This is a genomic window from Actinomadura fibrosa, from assembly GCF_900659615.1.
Classification (GTDB): Bacteria; Actinomycetota; Actinomycetes; order Streptosporangiales; family Streptosporangiaceae; genus Spirillospora; species Spirillospora fibrosa.
The window spans coordinates 1-20,117 of sequence record NZ_CAACUY010000170.1 but is presented as its reverse complement, the minus strand read 5'-3'; the positions used below and the strand labels follow the sequence as shown (position 1 = coordinate 20,117).

Annotated in this window: 15 protein-coding genes and 1 pseudogene; 11 read left to right on the top strand and 5 right to left on the bottom strand. The window is 73.4% G+C overall.

All coding sequences use genetic code 11. The features are described 5' to 3' along the window. The 6 genes from E1300_RS50535 to E1300_RS35505 all read left to right on the top strand — a co-directional run. Positions 1-959, top strand: a 959-nt coding sequence (locus E1300_RS50535) for a hypothetical protein (RefSeq protein WP_207400132.1), incomplete at its 5' end; no start/stop codon positions are given. Next, the gene (locus E1300_RS35525; RefSeq protein WP_131761500.1) at positions 956-2,080 is read left to right on the top strand and encodes a hypothetical protein; all 1,125 of its coding nucleotides are present in this window, start codon (positions 956-958) and stop codon (positions 2,078-2,080) included. The genes E1300_RS50535 and E1300_RS35525, both read left to right, overlap by 4 nt. Before the next feature lie 22 nt (positions 2,081-2,102). Continuing rightward, positions 2,103-4,820, top strand: coding sequence for a hypothetical protein (locus tag E1300_RS35520; RefSeq protein ID WP_131761499.1), 2,718 nt, complete (start codon positions 2,103-2,105; stop codon positions 4,818-4,820). After that, complete coding sequence (locus E1300_RS35515; RefSeq protein ID WP_131761498.1) at positions 4,817-6,037, top strand: hypothetical protein; 1,221 nt, start codon at positions 4,817-4,819, stop codon at positions 6,035-6,037. The genes E1300_RS35520 and E1300_RS35515 overlap by 4 nt, the downstream gene beginning before the upstream one ends. Then, complete coding sequence (locus E1300_RS35510; protein WP_131761497.1) at positions 6,034-7,032, top strand: coiled-coil domain-containing protein; 999 nt, start codon at positions 6,034-6,036, stop codon at positions 7,030-7,032. Before E1300_RS35515 ends, E1300_RS35510 begins: the two co-directional genes overlap by 4 nt. Before the next feature lie 119 nt (positions 7,033-7,151). Next, positions 7,152-8,171, top strand: coding sequence for an aspartate-semialdehyde dehydrogenase (locus E1300_RS35505; RefSeq protein WP_131761496.1), 1,020 nt, complete (start codon positions 7,152-7,154; stop codon positions 8,169-8,171). A 66-nt stretch (positions 8,172-8,237) separates the two neighbouring features. Here E1300_RS35505 and E1300_RS35500 read toward each other — a convergent pair whose 3' ends face one another. After that, positions 8,238-8,459 (bottom strand): DUF2277 domain-containing protein, encoded by a 222-nt coding sequence (locus tag E1300_RS35500; RefSeq protein WP_131761495.1) that lies wholly within the window; start codon positions 8,457-8,459, stop codon positions 8,238-8,240. 200 nt (positions 8,460-8,659) lie between these two features. Here E1300_RS35500 and E1300_RS35495 point away from each other — a divergent pair, with 200 nt between their 5' ends. Next, on the top strand, positions 8,660-9,058 hold the full coding sequence (locus E1300_RS35495; RefSeq protein ID WP_207400131.1) for a PASTA domain-containing protein: 399 nt from the start codon (positions 8,660-8,662) through the stop codon (positions 9,056-9,058). A 466-nt stretch (positions 9,059-9,524) separates the two neighbouring features. After that, the gene (locus E1300_RS50530) at positions 9,525-9,692 is read left to right on the top strand and encodes a hypothetical protein (protein WP_165503137.1); all 168 of its coding nucleotides are present in this window, start codon (positions 9,525-9,527) and stop codon (positions 9,690-9,692) included. A 305-nt stretch (positions 9,693-9,997) separates the two neighbouring features. Here E1300_RS50530 and E1300_RS35490 read toward each other — a convergent pair whose 3' ends face one another. The 4 genes from E1300_RS35490 to E1300_RS35475 form a co-directional block, all read right to left on the bottom strand. After that, on the bottom strand, positions 9,998-11,698 hold the full coding sequence (locus tag E1300_RS35490) for a M4 family metallopeptidase (RefSeq protein WP_242619595.1): 1,701 nt from the start codon (positions 11,696-11,698) through the stop codon (positions 9,998-10,000). A 377-nt stretch (positions 11,699-12,075) separates the two neighbouring features. Beyond that, positions 12,076-13,632 (bottom strand): M28 family peptidase, encoded by a 1,557-nt coding sequence (locus E1300_RS35485; RefSeq protein WP_131761494.1) that lies wholly within the window; start codon positions 13,630-13,632, stop codon positions 12,076-12,078. Between the two features lie 84 nt (positions 13,633-13,716). Beyond that, positions 13,717-16,128, bottom strand: coding sequence for a M4 family metallopeptidase (locus E1300_RS35480; RefSeq protein ID WP_242619594.1), 2,412 nt, complete (start codon positions 16,126-16,128; stop codon positions 13,717-13,719). A gap of 236 nt (positions 16,129-16,364) precedes the next feature. Further along, positions 16,365-17,393, bottom strand: a complete 1,029-nt coding sequence (locus tag E1300_RS35475; RefSeq protein ID WP_131761493.1) for an alpha/beta hydrolase — start codon at positions 17,391-17,393, stop codon at positions 16,365-16,367. 144 nt (positions 17,394-17,537) lie between these two features. Between E1300_RS35475 and E1300_RS35470 the strand changes: the two genes are divergently transcribed. The 3 genes and pseudogenes from E1300_RS35470 to E1300_RS35460 all read left to right on the top strand — a co-directional run. Continuing rightward, complete coding sequence (locus E1300_RS35470) at positions 17,538-18,269, top strand: isocitrate lyase/PEP mutase family protein (protein WP_131761492.1); 732 nt, start codon at positions 17,538-17,540, stop codon at positions 18,267-18,269. Positions 18,270-18,379: 110 nt separating this feature from the next. Further along, complete coding sequence (locus E1300_RS35465) at positions 18,380-19,192, top strand: oxygenase MpaB family protein (RefSeq protein WP_131761491.1); 813 nt, start codon at positions 18,380-18,382, stop codon at positions 19,190-19,192. A gap of 177 nt (positions 19,193-19,369) precedes the next feature. Continuing rightward, positions 19,370-20,117: pseudogene (locus E1300_RS35460) on the top strand (hypothetical protein); the annotation flags it as partial.

Sequence of the window (20,117 nt, the reverse complement as noted above, 5' to 3'; positions counted from 1 at the left end):
CGGTGGCCCGCCCGCCGGGCGACGCCGACGCGACCGTGCTGGCCGCCGTCGCCGCGACCCCCGACCGCTGGACGCTGCTCACGGCGGGCGCGGCGCGGCTGCCCGCCGGGTCGCGCACCGAGGTCCGGGCCGTCCTGGACGGGCCGGGACGGGTCCGCATCACCGCCCCGGACGGGCTGCGCCCGGTCACCGAGCGGCTGCCCGAGATGCTGGACGGGCTGCCGGAGCGCCTCGACGTCCTCACCGAGCCCGTCGACCTGATCTGCGCGGTCGAGCTCGGCGGCGTGGATGAGCTGGTCCAGCGGCGGCTCGACCTGCTGCGCGGCCTGGTGTCCGTCCTGGACGTGACGTATCCGGGCTCCGACCTGGTCCGCGTCGCGGTGCTCGGCTACCGCGACCACGCCTACGGGCGCGGGAGGGAGCGGCGGCGGGCCGTCCTCGGCGACTGGCTCGGCACCCCCGTCAAGGCCGTCGAGGCACTCGGACGGCTCCGGCCGAGCCCCGTCGAGTACCCGGAGGCGTCGCCGGTCGAGGACGTCCTGCACGAGATCGCGGCACGGCTCGCCCGGGGCCGGACGCCGTCCACGGGTCCGGTCCCGCTGCCCGGCGACGCGGCGCGGGCGCCGGAACGCGCGCCGGCGCGGACCGTCCTGCTGACCGTCGGCGCCCGGCCGCCGCACCCGCCCGTCCAGGGCGACGACGACGTGCTGCCGTGCCAGTTCGAGCGGAACTGGCAGGCGGCGCTGGCCGGGATCGCGCGCGCGGGCGCGTCCTGCGCCGCCGTCCTGCCGCCAGGCGCCGACCGCGGCCACCCGGTGTGGGCGGCGCTCGGCGCGGGCGGCCTCCACGACATCGACGACATCGACGCGCGGCGGCTCGGGGTGGGCCTCGGCCTCCTCCCGCCGGTGCCGCAGAACCTCACCCTTCCCCTGGCCGACCCGGAACGAGGTGCCCGGTGACCGACCCGTCCCAGTTCTCTTCGCCGTCGCAGTTCTCACCGCCCCCGCAGAACGCGAACGCCGCGCCGGGCCCGCGGGGGCCGGGCAACCCGAACGTGGCGCAGCCCCGGCGGGAGCTGCGCCGCATCGGGCTGTGGGGCGCGCCGGAGAGCGGGAAGACGACCTTCCTCGCCGCGCTCCAGGTCGCGGTGCTGCGCAACCCCGACGACTGGATGCTGTACGGGGTCAACGAGGAGTCCAACGACTTCCTCGACACCCAGACCGGCCTGCTCACCCAGCACCGCCGGTTCCCGGCCGCCACGAAGTTCTCCAACGCGCTGAGCTGGACGCTGCGCGGCACCACGACGCTGCCGACCGGCCGCCGCTTCGGCAGGAAGAGCCAGGACGTGCCGCTGGAGTTCAACATCGACCTCCTCGACTCGCCCGGCGCCGTGTTCGCGAGCAAGGCCGCCCCCGAGGGCCCGGCGCCGTCCGGCGGCGACAACCTCGGATTCGGCGACGAGACCGAGGAGACCGGCTCCGCCGAGATCGGCGAGGACCAGATCATCGAGCACCTCGCGGGCTGCGACGGGATCGTCTACCTCTTCGACCCGACCCGCGAGCGGCGGCAGGGCGACTCCTACAGCTACTTCCAGCGGACGCTGCTGAAGCTGTCGCGGCAGGTGTTCCGCGACCGCGGCTCGGCCGACGCGCGGCTCCCGCAGCACCTCGCCGTCTGCGTGACGAAGTTCGACGCGCCCGAGGTGTACCGGCGGGCCCGCGTCGGCGGCTACCTCACCTACGACGACACCCCGCAGATGCTGCCGCGCGTCCGCGAGGACTCCGCCGGGCACTTCTTCGCCGAGATGTGCCGGGACTCCAAGGTCGGCAACGCCGACCTCGTGCTCAGCAGCATCCAGAAGTACTTCCACCCCGACCGGGTGCGGTACTTCGCGACGTCCGCCGTCGGGTTCTACCTGGGCGAGTCCGACCGCTTCACCGAGAACGACTACTGGAACATCAGCAAGAGCGCCGACGGCACCATGGAGATCCGCGGCAAGGTGTGGCCGATCAACGTGGTGGAACCGGTGCTGTGGCTCGGCCGCCGGCTGCCCGGCGGCGCGAACGGGGTGGCCCGTTGACGATGACGGGGGAGGGCCCGCGATGGTCCGGGTGACCGCCGGGTGGGCGCTGTCCGGCAAGCGCCCCGGCAGCAGCGACGACTACGGCGTCCTGAACAGCAGCCGGGAGCCGTTCACCCAGGACGGGTTCTCCCGGATCCTGCGCCGGTACGGGCTCGGCACCCCGCCCGCGCACCGGACCGGCGAGGGCGCGCTCCCCTGGGTGACGATCAGCTGGGTCGGCGAGGCGCCGGACCGCTACCTCGGCATGTCCGTCGAGAACTGGACCGAGCACCGCGACGGCGCGGGCCGCCCCGTCGCGTTCACCCGGTACGTCTGCGTCCCGTACCAGGACGTCGAGGCCGCGCCCGTCTCCTACACCGCGCTCTACCGGGAGCTGCTGCGGCTCGACCTGCCGATGGGCGGCGACCCGGGCGAGCGCGTCGTGCTGTCCCTGCCGGAGTACGCGCCCGCCGACCTCGCCCGCGACATCGACCGCTTCGACCGGGCCAAGGTGATGCGGACGGCGGCGCTGCTGCTGGACGGGCGGGTCGACGTCGTCCACGCGGGCGAGGCGTCCCTGGCGGACCGGCTCGCGTTCCTCGACGCCGTCGCGGCGCTGCTGCCCTACGGCTACCGGGCCGACTTCACCGGCGCGACGTGGGCGGCCGGCCCCGCGGGCAAGATCCGGCTGGCGTTCACCCGGCGGCCCCGCGAGGGCGCCCGCGAGGTGAGCTGGCGCGGCCCGGCCGACACCGGCCCGCTGTCCGCCACGGCGGAGGGCTACCTGCGGCTCCTGGACGGCCTGCTCCGCCGCAACCGCGACCTCGCCTGGCTGGTCGGCTACCTCGCCGCGGGCAGCGAGCCCCGCGACTTCGGCGACCCCGGGCACGCCCTCCAGCGCCTCGCCGACGTCGAATGGCCCCGCGAGGTCGTCCGCGCCGTCCACCAGGACCGCCCGGGCACGGACGCGGAGATCCGCAGGCTCCTCCGCGGCCCCCGCCTCCAGGAGATCGCGCCCCCCGACCAGGCCCGGGTGCTCGCCTACCTGATCCGCCGCGGCGAGCCCGACGACCTGCCGCTGATCGAGCAGCGCTGGGACCAGGCCGCCGGCACGGGCGGCGCCGAGCTGACCGACGCGCTCGGCGACGCCGCCGCCGGGCTGCTGTGGCGCGAGGAGCCCGACGGGCGCGTCTCCCGGTACGCCGCGTTCGCCGCGCAGCGCCGATTCGCCGACCTGTTCCTCGCGACCCTGGTGCGGCGCGGGGAGGGCGCCCGCCCGTCCGCGACCGCGCGGGCCCTCGCCGCCGAGCTGATCCGCGACCACGTGGACCCCGCCGACCCGTCCTGGACGGGGGCGCAGCTGCTCGCCCGCCTCGACCGCGACCACGCCCTCGCCGCCTGGCTGCTCGGCTCCGAGAACCGCGGCCACGACCGCGTCCGCGCCTGGGTCGAGTGGCTCGGCGAACCGCTGCGCGACATGATGCCGCCCTTCCGCGACCTCCTCGCCGGACGCGAGACCGGTGCCGCCGTGTTCCGCGGCATGGCCGAAGGGCAGCCCGAATGGGCGTCCGCGCTGCTGCGCGTCGCCGGCCGCCTCGGCCGCCTCGAACTGCCGCTCCCCGCCCTCATCGCCTGGATCGGCGGGCGCGAGCGCGACCCGTCCGTCCACGAGGCCGCGGCGGCGATGCTCCGCGGGCTGGAGACCGACGAGCGCGGCGGGCAGGGCGCCGTGGACGCCCTCCTCCTCATGCTCGGCGCGACCCCCCGCTTCCTCCCGGACGCGTCCGCCGCCGCCGACTTCGCCGCCTACGAGAACGGCTTCCTGTGGGCCTGGACGCGCTGCCCGTCCCAAGGCATGGGCGCGCGGCTCGTCCGGCACCTCGCGGCGGCGCTGCGGCAGCGCCCGTGGGAGGACTCCCCCGACCGCGCCGACGCCGTGATCAACCTGGTGCGGCGGCTCGTCCACGACGGCGCGCACGACTGGACGCCGCTGATCTGGGTCCTGGACACCGACCCGCCCGACCCCGAGCTCGTGACGCGGCCCGCGTTCGGCGAACTGCGCGCCCGCCTCCGCGCGAACGAGGCGTCCCAACGCCCGTCCGGCGCGTCGGCCGCCATGGCGCCGCCCACCGAGAACGGCGCGATCGGGCACGGTTCGGTCGCCGCGCCGCCGCTGACCGTCCCGTCGCCTCCACCGCAGGAGCAGATCGCAGCGCAGCCGGCGCACGGGGGGAACGCGTGGGAGGGGGCCTCGCAGGCGGTCGCCGGGGACCTGGGCGGCCTGGCGCCCGACGCGGGCATCGACGAGGTCGTCGACTTCTACCTGGCCGCCGCGATGGGCCGCTGGTCCACCCCGGCGACGGCGCTCAGGGCGGTGCTGGACGCGGGCCGTCCGCTGACGGCGGTCGAGGCGTTCCTGCTCACGGAGCGGGTCATGTTCGCCGTCGCGCACCGCTACGACCGGACGCAGGCCGACAGGCACATGGTGCAGATGAGCGAGGCGATCATCGACGGCGCGCTCGGCGCGGACCTCGCCGCCGAGTTCCGCGACGTCCTCGCCGACGCCGCGACGCAGGAGATCAAGCACCAGATGAACCTGCTGGACAAGGCGTGCAAGGAGGTGCCGGGGCAGCCGTCCTGGGATCCGGCCGACCTGGTCCGCGTCCGGCTGGACGAGATCAAGGCGGTCCACGAGCGGGTGGCGAAGCAGGGCCGCGGCCGGTTCGGCTTCAGCCGCCGCCGGTCGGGCGACGGATGACCGGGCGGGTGGCGGTCGCGCTCGACGCGGGGTCGGCGAGCACGCGGCTGGCGCTCGGCGGCCCCGGCGCCCCGCCCGTGGTCGAGTCGCGTCCGACGCCGTCCGGCGGGTACGCGGTCTTCCTGTCCAAGCTGCTGGAGGCCGGCCGGGCCCGCGCGCCGGGCGCGATCGCCGGGATGACCGTGACCGTCCCCGACGCCTGGCTGGACGGCACCCCCGAGGGCATCCGCGCCTACGAGCGGCTCCGCCGGACCGTCCTGGACGAGCTCGGCTGGCCGCGCGTGAGCTGGGCGGGCCAGGCGGGCTGCGTCGCCGCCGAAGCGATGCGCACCCGTCCCGGCGAGGGGCCGCTCCTGGTCTGCGACCTCGGCGCCCGGACGGTCAGCGCCGCCCTCTGCACGATGTCAGGCGGAACGGCCATGCTGGAGGCCGTAGCGGTCACCGAGCGCGGGCGGGGCGGCGGCCTGGCCTTCGACACGGCCGTCGAGGCGGCGGTGCCCGCTGCCAGGACGGGCGATTTCGCCGCGATGTTCGCGGGAGTGCGGGCAAGACAGGGACGCCGGGCGGCGGTCGTCCTGCCACGCGCATGGACCCACCCTCGGTACCGAGACACCCCCGTCTACCGCATAGGTGAGATGGACCTGACCGCCGGGACACTGATCGACGCGTTCGCCGGGACCGCGGCGGCCCTCAAGGACGTCGTGGAACGGGTCGGCGGCACGGCTCCCGCGACCGTCGCGATCGCCGGACGGTTCGGCGTCTTCCCCCTGGTCGGCCGCTTTCTAACGGATCTCCTCGACCTGACCGGGCCGCCGCTCGTCCTGGGCCCGTCCGCCGCCGTGCGCGGGGCGCTGCGGATCGCGGCGGGCGAGATCGAGGTGTCGCCTCCCGAGCGTCCCTCGGTGGCCCTGCCGCTGCACCGCGTCCGGCACGGGCTGCTGGAGGTCCGCGACGTGCCGCTCGACCCGTCCGCGGACTTCGCCGTCCAGGACGGGCTTCCCGTGCTGATCGAGGTCCCCGCGGAAAGCCCGGGCCCCTTCCACGTCCAGGTGGACGGGCGGGACGTCGCCGTGCGCCTTCCCGCGCTGCCGCCCGGGCCGTACCGGGTCGGGCTCCGTCCGTCCCACGCGTGCGCGGGCGTCCTCGTCCTCGCGCCCGCGGGCGGCGGCGAGCTCCGCCTGCACCCCCTCGCCGAGACCCCGACGGAGCCCCGATGAGCACCGACGACCTCAAGGCCCTGATCAGCGCCGCGCTCGCCGACGAGGGCCCGGTGGCGGCGCTGACCGTCCTGCGGCACGCGGCGGAATGGGCGGCGCTCGCCCTCGCCACCCGTCCCGCCGCGGCCCCGGGAACCTTGGCCGACGCGGCGCCCGACGACGTGGCCGCGTTCCAGGCCGTGGTGGCGCTGGACGACGCGCTGGAGCGGCTCGCCGACGTCGGACGCGCCGTCCCGGCCCTGGTGGAGGCGGCGTCGCCGGGACGGCCCGTCCAGGACCATCTGCGGGAACAGCACGCCCGACTAGCCGCCGTCAAAGCCCGGCTGGCGGCCACTCGGGCCGAGCTGGACGAGCTCCGCGACACCGAGCGGGAGACGGCCGAGCTGGCCGCCGAGCACTCCGAGCTCCGTGACCGCCTCGCCGAACTCCGCCGCCTGCGCCGCCTCGCGGACGAGGTGGACGAACTGCGCGCCCAGCAAGAGGCCCTCACCGCGGAAGCCGAACGGATCACCTCCGCCGAAGAGGCCGAGCGCGCCACCGGAACGGCCGCCGGGGAACTGCTCCGCCTGACCCGTGACCAGCTCGCCCTGCTGGAGCCGCGCGTCCGGCAGTCCCTAGAGAAGGCGGCCGCCGCCCAGGCCGAACTGGCAGAACTCCGGGAGCAGCAAGAGGGCGCGGACGAGCGCATCGAGACGGCCCGAGCCGAGCTGGCGGGCGCCGCCGCGGGCTTCGAGCGGCTCCGCGAGCGGCACGAGCAGATCGCCGGCCCCCTCCGCGCGCACCTCCGCGCCGACCGCGAGCTGGGCGCCGCGCTCGCGTCCGCGCTGGACGGCGGCACCCTCTCACTGGCCAAGGACTCCGGCCTCGAAAGGGCCGAACGCGAGCTGGCCGCCATCGAGGCCCGCCTCGACGCGCTCGACGAGATCCTCGGCCGCGCGCTGGCCGAGCACGCCCGAGCCCACGAGGAGGCGCGCGTCACACTGGACTGGAGGTGAGTTACCGGCTTCGTTAAGCATTGCTTAAAGTCGGTACGAAGGGTTATTGATTGGACGTCCCGCACGGCCCTGGGCAGACTCGTCGTCCCAGGTCAAGCGATGGAACCAGAGGGAGCGGCATGAGGATCGGGATCGTCGGGGCCACCGGCCAGGTCGGAAGCGTGATGCGGCGCATCCTGGCCGAACGCGGGTTCCCGCTGGACGAGCTGCGCCTGTTCGCCTCCGCCCGCTCGGCGGGCCGCAAGCTGCCCTTCGACGGCACCGAGATCACCGTCGAGGACGCCGCGACCGCCGACTACGCCGGCCTCGACATCGTCCTGTTCTCGGCGGGCAAGGCGTCCTCCAAGGAACTGGCGCCCAAGGTCGCCGCCGCCGGCGCCGTCGTGATCGACAACTCGTCCGCCTGGCGGATGGACCCGGACGTCCCCCTCGTCGTGTCCGAGGTCAACCCGCACGCCGTCACCGCCCGGCCCAAGGGGATCATCGCCAACCCCAACTGCACCACGATGGCCGCGATGCCCGTCCTGCGCCCCCTGCACGCCGAAGCGGGCCTGACCGCCCTGGTCGTCGCCACCTACCAGGCCGTCTCCGGCAGCGGCCTCGCCGGCGTCGCCGAACTGCACGAGCAGGCCGGCAAGGTCGTCGAGGGCGCCGACCGGCTCACCCACGACGGGACCGCGGTCGAGTTCCCCGAGCCGCGGGTCTACGTCCGCCCGATCGCGTTCAACGTCCTGCCGATGGCCGGCTCGATCGTCGACGACGGCCTCGCCGAGACCGACGAGGAGCAGAAGCTCCGCAACGAGAGCCGCAAGATCCTGGGAATCCCCGACCTGAAGGTCTCCGGCACCTGCGTCCGCGTCCCGGTGTTCACCGGCCACTCCCTCCAGATCAACGCCCGCTTCGCCCGCCCGATCGGCCCCGAGAAGGCCAGCGAGCTGCTGTCGGGCGCGCCCGGCGTCGTCCTGACGGACGTCCCGACCCCCCTCCAGGCCGCCGGGCAGGACCCGACCTACGTCGGCCGCATCCGCCGCGACGAGACCGTCGAGAACGGCCTGGCCCTCTTCTGCTCCGGCGACAACCTGCGCAAGGGCGCGGCGCTCAACGCCGTCCAGATCGCGGAACTGGTCGCCGCCGAGTAGCACCGCGCACGCACGAGCCCGCGCCGACACCCGACCGGCGCGGGCTCGGCTGCGTCAGGCCGCCGCTCACCCCGCGCGGCGAGCGCCCCGAACCTCGATGGTGTCGAGCAGAGCGGCGGTACTCCGAGCGATCTCCTCGACGGCCCGGTCGAACGCCTCGGCGTTATGGGGAGCGGGAGCCCGGAACCCGGACACCTTGCGGACGTACTGGAGCGCGGCGGCCCGCACGTCCTGATCGGTGACGTCCTCAGCGAACGGCGGGCGGAGGGTCTTGATACTGCGGCACATACCTACATTGTGACCCCCACCCCCGACACCCCTGCCGAACCGAAGGGCACGAACGCCCCAACCTGAGGGCACGCGATGGCCGGATCGTGACAGCCTGCGTCCCGAAGTAAACACCCAGTGAAACCGCGGCGTCTCAGGAGTACTTCGCACACCAGAGGATGCGCTTCCTGCCATCTGCCCGTCCGCGAACAGGGGTATCCATGCGCATCACCGCCGCCCTAGGCATGCTCGTCATCCTCGGCACCGCCGCCTGCGGCGCCACTCCGACCGCTGCGCCGGTGAAGACCGTGACCGCCACGCCGTCAGCCGCTGCGGTGGAGCCGTCCACGGCCCCGTCCACCCCGCCGTCCGCCACGGCCAAGGCGCCCGCCGCCAAGAAGATCAAGGTGCCGAACGTCGTCGGCCACAACCACCAGGCCGCGCAGAACGAGATGCAGGCCGTCGGGCTCTACATGCTGGCGGAGAAGGACGCGACCGGTCAGGGACGGCTACTGCTGTGGGACCGCAACTGGGTCGTCGTCAAGCAGTCGCCCGAGGCCGGCAGGAGGGTCACCGAGCAGACCACGATCACGCTCTATTCCAAGAAGATCGGAGAGTGAGGTAGGCACGTCAAAGACCGATCATGGCCGTGTGCATGTGATCGTCCAGGTCTGCGAGGAATGACTCTCCTCGCCAGGCTCTGAGTTCGAAACGTGCCTGCCGTACGCGCTGCGCCAACCCCCGGCCTCGTGTCCGGGCAGCGGAGCATCTGCGCGACGTTCTTTGCGATCGGGACAAGCGGCTGGTGGCGCGCGCGGGACGTCCACGGCAAGGCCCGCACGCTGTTCGTCCCCGCCGGCACTCAAGATCCGATCGCCGTCGTCGTCGAACGACTCACCGCCCCGACGACAGCCGCATGAACGACTCAAGCGGGATTCTTCTCGACCGAACCGGTCTAGAACGTGCGTTCACCGCCCTCGGTGAACGTCTCCTACGCCGCGGGGTCACCGCTGACCTGTTCGTCGTCGGTGGCGCCGCGATGGCGCTCGCTTACGACGCGGTACGCGTCACCCGAACGTCGATGCCATGTTCGTGCCGCACGGGATCGTCTTGGAAGAGGCGCAAGCGGTAGCCGACGACCTCGGACTTCCCCGCTGGTGGCTCAACGAACAAGCCAGCGTTTACGTCTCCCGCAAGGATGACCCCGGCAAACGGCGTCATGGCCGCCTCTCCTGCTCATCTCTTCGCGATTGAAGCCCTTGCCGGCCGCACTCGTGACATCGATGACCTCCGGTCGCTCGCCGCGTTGGTGGGGATCGAGACCGTGGAGGCGGCGCTCCAGGTATGTGCCGACTTCTTTCCTGACGAAGCCGTTCCAGCACGTGCACTCGGTGTCCTGCACGAGCTCTTTGGATGACCGTCCGGCCGTGTGGGGTGCGGGTGGGTGAGGGCCCCCGGCGCCTTGGACAGGTTGGCGCCGGGGGCCCGGCGGGGGGCGGGGTCCCCCTGGAACGCGGAGCGCACGGGACGGGCCGAGATCGTTCCGTGCGGCCGCCGGGTCAGCCCGTGCAGGTCGTGGGCTCTCCGCTGGCGGCGGGGACGCTCACCGCGTTCCACGCGTCCCTGGTCCGGGTGAAGTCGGTGCAGGTGGCCTTGCCCGCCTGCACCAGGTTGAGGACGGCCTGGAGGGAGGTCCTGCGGACGATCGAGTGGGTCCAGGTCGTGGTCTTCATGTTGAGGGTCGACATGAAGATCAGGCCGGCCTTCTGTACGCCGACGCCGGTGACCGTGGACCCGTTGCAGGTGGGGCTGTTGGGACGGCCGTTGTTGGGGTCGTTGGCGGCGGAGCCCACGGCGAGCAGGTAGAACCAGTGGTTCTGGACGCCGGCTCCGGCGTGGACCTCCAGGTTCGGCACCGAGGAGCTGTAGCAGTTCGGGTGCCCGCTGATCGTGGACGGGTTGGACATGCTGCGGATCGGGCCTGAGCCGACGAGGTTGACCTCCTCGCCGACCTGGAAGTCCGGCGGGTCGTAGTTGACGAGGGCGACGTTGCCGGAGAAGGACTCGGAGACGCGGGGCTCGTTGAGGTACCACTCGGTGAGGGCGCCGAAGATGTCGCCGGTGGACTCGTTGAGGCCGCCCTTCTCGTTGCTGCCGCCGGAGCCGCCGGGCGTGTTCTGGAAGATGCCGTGGCCGAGCTCGTGGGCGACGACGTCGGTGGGGGTGGCCTGGCGGGTCGAGGACGAGTTGCGGCCGAAGTTGGCGTAGCTGCCGTTCCAGAAGGCGTTGGCCTGGTTGAGGCCGACGCGCATGGGCCAGCCGCGGCCGTTGCCGTCGAGGCCGTTGCGGCCGAACCAGGTTTTGACCATGTCGTACTCGGACTGGGCGGCCTTGAGGGCGTCGACGCAGGCGGTTTCGAGGTCGGTGCCGCTGGCGGAGCCCCAGGCGTCGTCGGTGCCGGTGAAGACGGTGCCGCTCTGGTTGCCGCAGCTGATGCCGGGGCGGCCGGGGTCGCGCATGCTGAACGACGTGCCGGAGCCGGTGGTGGCGATGCTCGTCGGCTGGTTGCGGCCGCCGTGGTAGTAGCTCTGGTCGTCGTTCGCGTCGAGGACCTCGTCCCAGGTGCTGACGACCTTGCCGGTGGCGGCGTCGACGAGGACGTGCACGACGGCGGGGCGCTGGGCCGCGGCGAGGCCGTACGAGCCGGCGAAGCCGTACGAGGGGCTGGGGGCGACGCCGTAGGAGCCGGAGCGGCGGGTGCCGCGGACGACGGTCTCGTAGACCAGCCGGCCCTTGCCTTCGGCGAGGACGGTCAGGGTCGGCGTGGAGGTGCTCTTGGCGCCGGGGAACTGCCGGCGGGAGATCGCGGCCGCTCTGGCGGCGGTGACCGTGGGCGTGGTCCCGACGGAGAGGGCCGCGGTCTGGGTGGTGGAGGTGCTCAGGACCTTGCCCGCGGCGTCGGTGGTGACGACGAAGTCGCCGCCCCGGACGGGCAGCCCGGCGTAGGTGCGCTCGTAGGAGACGTACTGGAGGCCTCCGGTGGTCGAGACCCCGCGGCGGACGATCCTGTCCTTGGGCGAGGTGTGGACCGGGGCCCGGCCGGACGAGACGAGCCGGTCGGCGGAGGCGGCCGCCGCCTGGGGCGACGGGGACGGGGAGGCGGGGACGGCGCGGGTGCTCGCGCCCGCGGCGGGGGCGGACATCGCCACGGTGAGGCCGGCGGTGATCGCCGCCGTGCCGAGCGCGGTCTGGTGTCTCACAGGGGGCTCCTTACACGGGCCGGCGGCCCGCCGCCCGCGGAGGTCCTTGTGGGACGGGTCCGCGGGTGCCGGGGCGGCCGGCGTGGACTGAGGAGGGGGACCCGCGATGGCCGGCTGTCGCGGGTGCGGCCGGGCGGGGACGGCCGCACCCGCGAGCGTCCTTTGCGGGGGCACCGGACGCGTGGTGCGGGTCTGGGGCCCCGCACCGGTGGAGGGCAGTGGACGTGGATCTCGTGTCGAGCCGGTCGAACTGTCCAGAAGTGCACCGTGACAGCCGGACGGTGTCAACGAATCCATTTAGTACTGGAATTTCAACTTCTATCGGTTAACGGCTGAATGCCGATGAAAAGGGGGTTTGACCAGGGGAGATGGCGCGGTCATTTAGTGATCTTGATGGTGTCCAGGCCCGCCTCGACGAGGCTTCCGGTGCCGGCGTCCGCCGCGTCCACGAGGATGCGGACCGACTGGCCCGCGTAGGCGGAGATGTCGGCCGTCTGGGTCTGCCAGGCGCCCGCGCGGACGCTCGCCGCGCCGGTCTGGTTGAGGACGGTGGTGGTCCCGCTGGTCCCGACGACGCGGACGCGGAGGTAGTCGGTGTTGCCGCTGTTGTCGAGGTGGGCGAGGTACCAGGAGAACGAGAGGGTCTTCGTTCCGGCGGGCAGGGTGATCGGCGCGGAGCGGATGCTGGTCGTGCCGCCGTCGAGGTCGTTGGTCCCGGCGTCGGTCCCGGCGGACGCGCCGGTCACGAGGGAGTTGCTACCGCCCGCCGCGGCGAGTTGCAGGGCGGTCCCGCTGTAGGTGGTGGGCTGGGGGGTGCCGCGCTCGAAGCGGCCCGTGGTCGCGGTGTCGGTGCCGTCGGGGTTGGCCGTCCAGCCGGTGTCGGTTTCGAGGTCGTCGGAGTAGACGGTCTCGCCGCCCGGGTCCTGGCCGCCGCCCGCGAGCGTCCAGACCGCGTTGGCGATGGCCTGGTCGTTGCGGTCGAGCGCGGTGTCGTTGATGTTGGACGAGGTGTCGCAGGACGCGTGGTAGCAGCGGTCGAAGGCGACGTTCGCCTGGCCGCCCCAGAGCTGCGCCTGCGCGGTGGTCTTGCGGTCCTCGGCGCCGGTGAACAGGCCGCCGGCGGCGATGCCGTAGCGGATGAACGGGCCGTAGTCGGAGCGGCCGTCGAACGCGGTGTCCTGGACGGGCACGTTGATCGAGGCGAAGTAGGCGCGGAGCACCCGCTCGATCTCCGCGGAGCCGGCGGGGCCGCCGCTGCCGCTGGAGCCGTCGCCGTCGTAGGCGAAGTAGCCGGGGTTCGGGGAGCCGACCATGTCGAAGTTCAGATAGCTCTTGATCTTCGAGCGCTCGGTGGCGGCGAGGTTGTTGACGTAGTAGGTGGAGCCGACGAGGCCGAGCTCCTCGGCGCCCCACCAGCCGAAGCGCAGGTGCCGGGACGGCTGGTAGCGCTCCCGGGCGACGGCGAGCGCGACCTCCAGGTTCGCGGCGGAGCCGGAGCCGTTGTCGTTGATGCCGGGGCCCGCGGTGACGCTGTCGAGGTGCGCGCCGGTCATGAGGACGTTGTTCGTGTCGCCGCCCGGCCAGTCCGCGATGAGGTTGTAGCCGGTGGCGCCGTTGCTAGTGAACTGCTGGATCGTGGTCTGGTAGCCGGCCGCGTCGAGCTTGCCCTTCACGTAGTCGAGGGAGGCGCGGTAGCCGGGACGTCCGTGCGCGCGGGTGCCGCCGTTCGCGGTGGCGATGGACTGGAGCTGCGCCAGGTGGGCCTTGACGTTCGCGAGCGGGATGGTGGGCGCGGCGAGTGTCGCCGCGGGCGGGGCCGGGCGGGCCGCGGGACGGGCCGCGGATGCGGGCGCGGCCGATGCGGCGGCGCCGGGCAGGAGGCCCGCCATGGCCAGGGCTGCCGCCCCCACGGCCGCCAGCGTGCGCGATCTCATGGTTCCTCCGGGGGTTCACGTCGTGCGGGGGCACGGCCCGTGGCGGGGAGAGCGGGTCACCGCCACGGGCCGCGCGCGGGGAGGTCAGGACTTCGTGATGCGGACGTTGTCGATGCCGCCCTCGACGAGGCTGCCGGTGCCGGCGTCGGCGGCGTCGACCACGATCCGGACCGACTGGCCCGCGTAGGCGGACAGGTCGTAGGTCGCGGTCTGCCAGGCGCCGGCCCGGATGCTCGCCGCGCCGGTCTGGTTGAGGACGGTGCTGGAGCCGCTCGTCCCGACGACGCGGACGCGCAGGTAGTCGTCGGTGCCGCTGTTGTCGAGGTGGGCGAGGTACCAGGAGAGCGACAGCGTCAGCGTGCCGCTCGGCAGGCTGATCGCCGGTGACTGGACGCTGGTGGCGCCGCCGTCCACGTCATAGGTCCCGGCGTCGGTTCCGGCCGCCGCGCCCGTGACGAGGTCGTAGCTGCCGCCGGCCGCCGCGAGCTGGAGGTTCGTGCCGGAGTAGGACGTCGGCGCGGGCGTGCCGCGCTGCCACTGGCCCGTGGTGGCGGTGTCGGTGCCGCCCGGGTTGGTGGTCCAGCCCTGGTTCGTCTCGAAGTCGTCCGAGAAGACGGTGCCCGGCTGGCTCGTTCCGACGGTGAGCGTGTAGGTGGCGGTGCGGTCGACCGAGGCGCCGTCGGCGAGGACGGTCAGCCGGTAGGTGCCGTCCGGGGTGCCCGCCGGGACGTTCACGGTCATCGTGGCCGACTGGCCGGACGTGACGGTGCTCGGCGAGAACGTCGCGGTCGGCCCGGACGGGCTGCTCGTCGCCGACAGCGCGATCTGCTGGGCGCTGCCGCTCGTGGTGGCGGTGCTGACGGTCGCGGTCGCGGTCCCGCCGGCCTGGGCGCTGCCCGAGGACGGGTTCAGCGTGAGCGAGAAGTCGGGGCCCTGCGTGCCGCAGGCCGCCTCGCCGCTCTGCGCGGGGACGCTGACGGCGCTCCACGCGGCCTTCACCGCGTTGCACTCGGTCGCGGAGTTCGGGAACAGCGCGAGGGCGGCGTTGACGGTCTCGATCCGCGCCCGGGCGTGGCTCCAGTTCGTCACCTTGCGGTTGAGGCCGCCCATGAAGATCTGGCCGGCCTTCTGGATGCCGATGCCCGTGACCGTCGAGTTGTTGCAGGTCGGGCTCGTCGGGTTGCCGTTGGTCGGGTTCGAGCCCTCGGCGAGCAGGTAGAACCAGTGGTTCTGCGGGCCGGCCGCGGAGTGCACCTCGGTGCTCGGGATCGAGGACGAGTAGCAGTTCGGGTCGCCGAGCGCGGACGGGTTGTACATGTTGCGGATCGGGCCGGAGCCGACGAGGTCGACCTCCTCGCCCACCAGGTAGTCCGGCGGGTCGAGGTTCGCGGGCTCGTTGATGTAGTGCTCGGTCAGCGCGCCGAAGATGTCGCCGGCCGACTCGTTCATCCCGCCCTTCTCGTTGCCGTTGCCGCCGCTGTCGCCGCCGGGCGTGTTGGTGAAGACGGCGTGGCCGTTCTCGTGCCCGACCACGTCCACGGAGGTGGCCTGCCGGGTGCCGGCCTGGTTGTGGCCGAAGTTCGTGTAGCTGCCGTTCCAGTAGGCGTTGACGTCGCTGAGCCCGACGCGGGAGGGGAAGCCGCGGCCGCTGCCGTTGGTGCCGTTGCGCCCGAGCCAGGCGCCGAGCATGTCCCATTCCTTCTGGACGGCGTACAGGACGTCGACGCAGGCGGTCTCCAGGTTCGTGCCGCTGCCGTTGCCCCACGCGCTGTCGGTGCCGGTGTAGGCGGTGCCGCCCTGGCCGCCGCACTGGTGGCCGGGCCGCGCCGGGTCCGTCATGGACGTCGCGGCGGTGCTGAGGTCGACGGTGCCGTGGTAGTAGCTCTGATCGTCGGCGGCGTCGCGGACCTCGTCCCACGTTTTGACGACCTTGCCGGTCTTGGCGTCGACGAGGACGTGGAGCTTCGTCTCGGCCTTCTTCTGGTGGCCGCTGACGACCGTCTCGTACACGAGGCGTCCCGTGCCCTCGGCCAGCACCGTGAGGCGGGGCGAGGAGGCGCTGTCGACCGTGTCCACCTTGGCGCGGGACGTGGCGGTGGCCTGCGCCGGCGTGACAGTGGCCTTGGTGCCGACGTCCAGCTTCTGCGTCTGGCCGACCGACGTGCTCAGCACGCCGCCGGTCGCGTTGGTGGTGACGACGAAGTCGCCGCCGTAAACGGGCAGCCCGTCATAGGTGCGCTGGTACTCGACGTACTGGAGGCCGCGGAGGCCCGAGGTGACGCCGGTCCGGACGATCTTGTCCTTGGGCGCCTTGCGGAACGCCGCGGGTTTCGCGGCGACGAGGCGGTCGGCCGACGCCGCCGCCACGGTGCGGGGGTCCGGCTTAGCCGGGGCGGCGGGCGCGGTGGGGGTGGTCGCGCCTGCGGCCGGGGCGGACATCGCCACGGCGAGGCCGACGGCCACGGCCGCCGCCCCGAACGCGGTCTGGTGTCTCACAGGGGTGCTCCTTCCACGGGCCGGGCAGGACCGGCCGCGCGGAGGTCCTTGTGGGAGCACTCCGCGACACCGTCGTCCGCCGGGCGGGGACTGGGGACGTGCCGCTCAGTCGACTGAGCTGTCCCGAAGTGCACCCCGGCGTGTGAAAAGTGTCAATGAATCCATTTACTACTGGATTTTCAATTTCCAGTGGAATGTCAATGGATTATCGATAAGCGCTGCTGGCGCCGCCGGTCTCAGGGGGCGATGCGCCGGCAGAGCCACGCGAGCGCGAGCGGGTAGCGGTAGTCGATCCCGCCGTGCCCGGCCTCGAACAGCTCGAAACGGATCACGTCCTCGGCCACTCCGGCGTCCAGCAGCGCCTGCCGGAACGCCTCCGCGCCCACGTCCAGGAACCACTCGTCGCGCGTACCGCCGTCGATCCAGATCGCGCGCTGCGACCGCATCGCCTCGGCGTGCCCCGGGACCATCCGCACCGGGTCCCAGGCCAGCCAGCGGTCCCAGACCTCCGGCCGGATCACCCCGGTGACCGGGTCGAACGGCAGCTCGGGCGTGCCGTCCTGGCGCGCGGAGTAGCAGACCGCCATGCCGAGGACGTTGAGCAGCTCCATGTCCTCGGGCTTGGTGAACGACACGCGCCCGTGGAAGTCGTCCCACCAGCGCCAGACGTCGCCGTCGTACTTGCGCAGGTGCCGGACGCACTTCGGGAACTCGGGCAGGTAGCAGTACTCGAACAGCGCGTCGCCGGCGTGCGTCGCGAGGGCGCCGAACAGGTCCGGGCGCAGCATCGGGGTGATCATCGCGCCGTAGCCGCCGCTGGACTTGCCGCTGATCGCCCGGTGCTCCGGCGCGTCGAGCGTCCGGTACCGCCCGTCGACCCAGGGGACGATCTCGTCGCAGATGTAGGAGTGGTACCGGCCCGTGCCGGGGGAGTCGATGTACTGGCTGCCGCCGTGCGCCGTCCACGCGTCCACGAACACCACGATCGCGGGCGGCGCGTCGCCCGCCGCGAACACCGCGTCGGCGGTCTCGGGGAACGGCCGGCGGTACGGCATGCGGTTCCGCCAGATCCCGACGTGCCCGGTGAACCCGGTGATCACGTAGACGCTCGGGTAGCGGCGCTCCGGCTCGTCGTCGTAGCCGGGCGGCAGGTACACGAGCACCGGGCGCTCGTGCGGGTCCTTCAGCGGGTTGCCGCGCAGCAGCTCGCTGCTGACGGTGTGCTCCTCCAGGCGTCCGGCCATCTCGGCCGACCACGGCAGCATGCGCGCCCTACCCCCTCGTCGCGGACCGTTGATCACCCCACGCTAACCCGGCGCGGGACGCATCGCGAGGGCCGCGCCGTCACGAACGGCGGTACCGTCCGGTCGTCGGAGTGAACACGGTGGAGTGGACCAGAGGAGACCGATATGACCGACCACGCCGCACGGCTGCGCGATCTGCACCGTCCCGGGGACCCGCTGCTGCTGCCGAACGTCTGGGACGCCGGGAGCGCCGGCGTCGTCGAGGAGGCGGGGTTCCCCGCGCTGGCGACGGCCAGCGCCGCGGTCTCCGCCATGCTCGGCTACTCCGACCACGAGGGGGCGCCCGCCGAGGAGATGTTCGCCGCCGCCGGACGCGTGATCCGCGCCGTGAGCGTCCCCGTCACGGTGGACGCCGAGGCCGGGTACGGGCTCCAGCCGGCGGAGCTGGTCGAGCGGCTGCTCGGCATCGGCGCCGCCGGGTGCAACCTGGAGGACACCTACGCGGGCGAACTCGCCGCGCCCGAGACGCAGGCCGAGTTCATCGCCGCCGTGCGCGCCGCGGCGGGCGACGCGCTGGTGATCAACGCCCGCGCGGACAGCTTCGTCGCCAAGGTCGCGGACCCCGTCGAGGACGCCATCGCCCGGGGCCGCCTGTACCTGGAGGCGGGGGCCGACTGCGTGTACCCGATCACGGCGCCGATGGACGCGATCCCGGCGCTGGTCGCGGGCCTGCCGGGTCCCGTCAACGCGAACAACTTCCCCGGCACGTCCCTCGCGGACCTCGCCGAGGCCGGGGTCGCCCGGGTGTCCTACGGCCCGATGCCGTACCTGCGGGCCCTGGACGCGCTGAAGGACTTCGCCGGGCGGGTGCTCGCCCGGGAGGACCCCTACGCGTGACCTCGCTCACGGTGCCCGGGATCCGTCCCGGGCACCGTTGCAAGTGCTTGCTTACCGATGGCACAGTGATACGAGTGTTGCTCCATCGTCTCAAGGAAGCCGAGGCTCGGATGGACGAGCAGACCCCGAGGGCCGTCCAGGACTCGATCACCGGCATGGCGCTGGCCGCCGCCGCCGCGAACGTCGTCATGCAGCTCTCCCGCCTCCCCGTCGGCCGCGGCGTCGCCGAGAGCACCGTGGACAGCGGGCGCGTCGACAAGCACCCGCTCAAGCGGGCGCGCACCACGCTCAGCTACATCGCCGTCGCCATGCTCGGCACCGACGCCGAGCGCGCCGCGATGCGCCGCGAGGTCAACCGCTCGCACAAGGCCGTCCGGGCCAAGGAGCCCGTCGCCTACAACGCCTTCGACCGCGAGCTCCAGCTCTGGGTCGCCGCGTGCCTCTACCAGGGCATCGAGATGATCTACACGATGCTGTACGGGCCGCCGACCCCGGCGCAGGCCGACGACCTCTACCGGCACGGCGCCCGCTTCGGCACCACCCTCCAGGTCACCGAGGACATGTGGCCCGCCGACCGCGCCGCCTTCGAGGTCTACTGGAAGGCGGGCGTCGCGGCGATCGAGATGGACGACGTGACCCGCGGCTACCTCCGCGACCTGACCGACCTGCGCTTCCTGCCCGCGCCCGTCCGGTGGACGCTCGGCCGCTTCCACCGGTTCGTGACCCTCGGCTTCCTCCCGCAGCCCTTCCGCGACGAGCTGGGCCTGCCCTGGACGCCCCGCGACCAGGCCCGCTTCGACGCCTTCACCCGCCGGCTCGCGCGGGTCAACCGGGCCCTCCCGCGCCCCGCGCGCGAGTTCCCGTTCAACGCCTACCTGTGGGACGTCCGCCGCCGGATCAGGGCGGGCCGCCCCATCGTCTGACCACCGGGGGCACGGATTCCTTGACAGCGGGTTGCGCCGTCCTAGGCTGATAAGGGTTGGATGGCCAGGACGGATCGCACTCCGCCGCACGGGCCACGGCCGCCCGTCCCGCGTGGTGGAGGGCGGGCCCGCCCCGGCCTGGCAGCCCGACCCGAGGCATCGTCAGGAGCGCCCTTCATGAAGGGACAGCACCACCTTCACTGCAACCGCGGGGGACCGTCCGGCGACCCGCGGAGGCGCGGCCCCCTCGACCCCGAGCCGTTCGTCTCCATGATCGAGGCGATGCCCCTCCCGCCCGTGCCGGGCGAGGAGCCCGACCACCCGGACCCGGTCGCCGACGCGGCCGCCGACCCGGCGCCCGGCGAGGGCGGATCCGGCGAGGGCGGGACGACCGTTCCCCCGGCGGACGGCCAGGGCCTGCCCGAGCCGGACGCGGACGGGCTCTCCGCGGCCGAGCCCGATACGGACGGGCGCGATGCCGAAGGGCACGGGACGGACGGCGGGCACGGCCTCCCCGACACCGTGCAGGCGATCATCGACCGGCTGTTCGGCGTCGGGCTGGGCCTGCACGGCGTCCTCGCGTTCCCCGAGGTGAACGGCAGCACCCGGGCGGCCGACCAGCTCAAGGCGAGCGTCGAGGACCTGGACCGCGCGATCAAGAACCTGTGGCTGATCGTCCCCGACGCCCCGGAGGCCGCCCCGCCGGACGACCCCCTCCCGGACCAGGACCGTCCGGTGCAGCAGCGTCCCGCGCAGGAGCGTCCGGCGCAGGACCGTGTCGCGCAGGACCGTCCCGTGCGGGACGTCGGGGCGCCCGGCGGGCAGCAGCAGGGCCGCGGGTCGCCGGACCCCGTGCCTCCACGCCGCCCGTCGCCGGAGGTGCTCGTGCCCTCGCGGCGGTCCCGCCCGCGCCGGCGGCCGAGTC

Coding starts and splice junctions, on each gene's coding strand:
- E1300_RS35500 (WP_131761495.1), bottom strand. CDS start 8,459: ATGTGCCGCAGTATCAAGACCCTCCGCCCGCCGTTCGCTGAGGACGTC.
- E1300_RS35515 (WP_131761498.1), top strand. CDS start 4,817: ATGACCGGGCGGGTGGCGGTCGCGCTCGACGCGGGGTCGGCGAGCACG.
- E1300_RS50530 (WP_165503137.1), top strand. CDS start 9,525: ATGTTCGTGCCGCACGGGATCGTCTTGGAAGAGGCGCAAGCGGTAGCC.
- E1300_RS35475 (WP_131761493.1), bottom strand. CDS start 17,393: ATGCTGCCGTGGTCGGCCGAGATGGCCGGACGCCTGGAGGAGCACACC.
- E1300_RS35520 (WP_131761499.1), top strand. CDS start 2,103: ATGGTCCGGGTGACCGCCGGGTGGGCGCTGTCCGGCAAGCGCCCCGGC.
- E1300_RS35485 (WP_131761494.1), bottom strand. CDS start 13,632: ATGAGATCGCGCACGCTGGCGGCCGTGGGGGCGGCAGCCCTGGCCATG.
- E1300_RS35470 (WP_131761492.1), top strand. CDS start 17,538: ATGACCGACCACGCCGCACGGCTGCGCGATCTGCACCGTCCCGGGGAC.
- E1300_RS35495 (WP_207400131.1), top strand. CDS start 8,660: ATGCGCATCACCGCCGCCCTAGGCATGCTCGTCATCCTCGGCACCGCC.
- E1300_RS35465 (WP_131761491.1), top strand. CDS start 18,380: ATGGACGAGCAGACCCCGAGGGCCGTCCAGGACTCGATCACCGGCATG.
- E1300_RS35510 (WP_131761497.1), top strand. CDS start 6,034: ATGAGCACCGACGACCTCAAGGCCCTGATCAGCGCCGCGCTCGCCGAC.
- E1300_RS35505 (WP_131761496.1), top strand. CDS start 7,152: ATGAGGATCGGGATCGTCGGGGCCACCGGCCAGGTCGGAAGCGTGATG.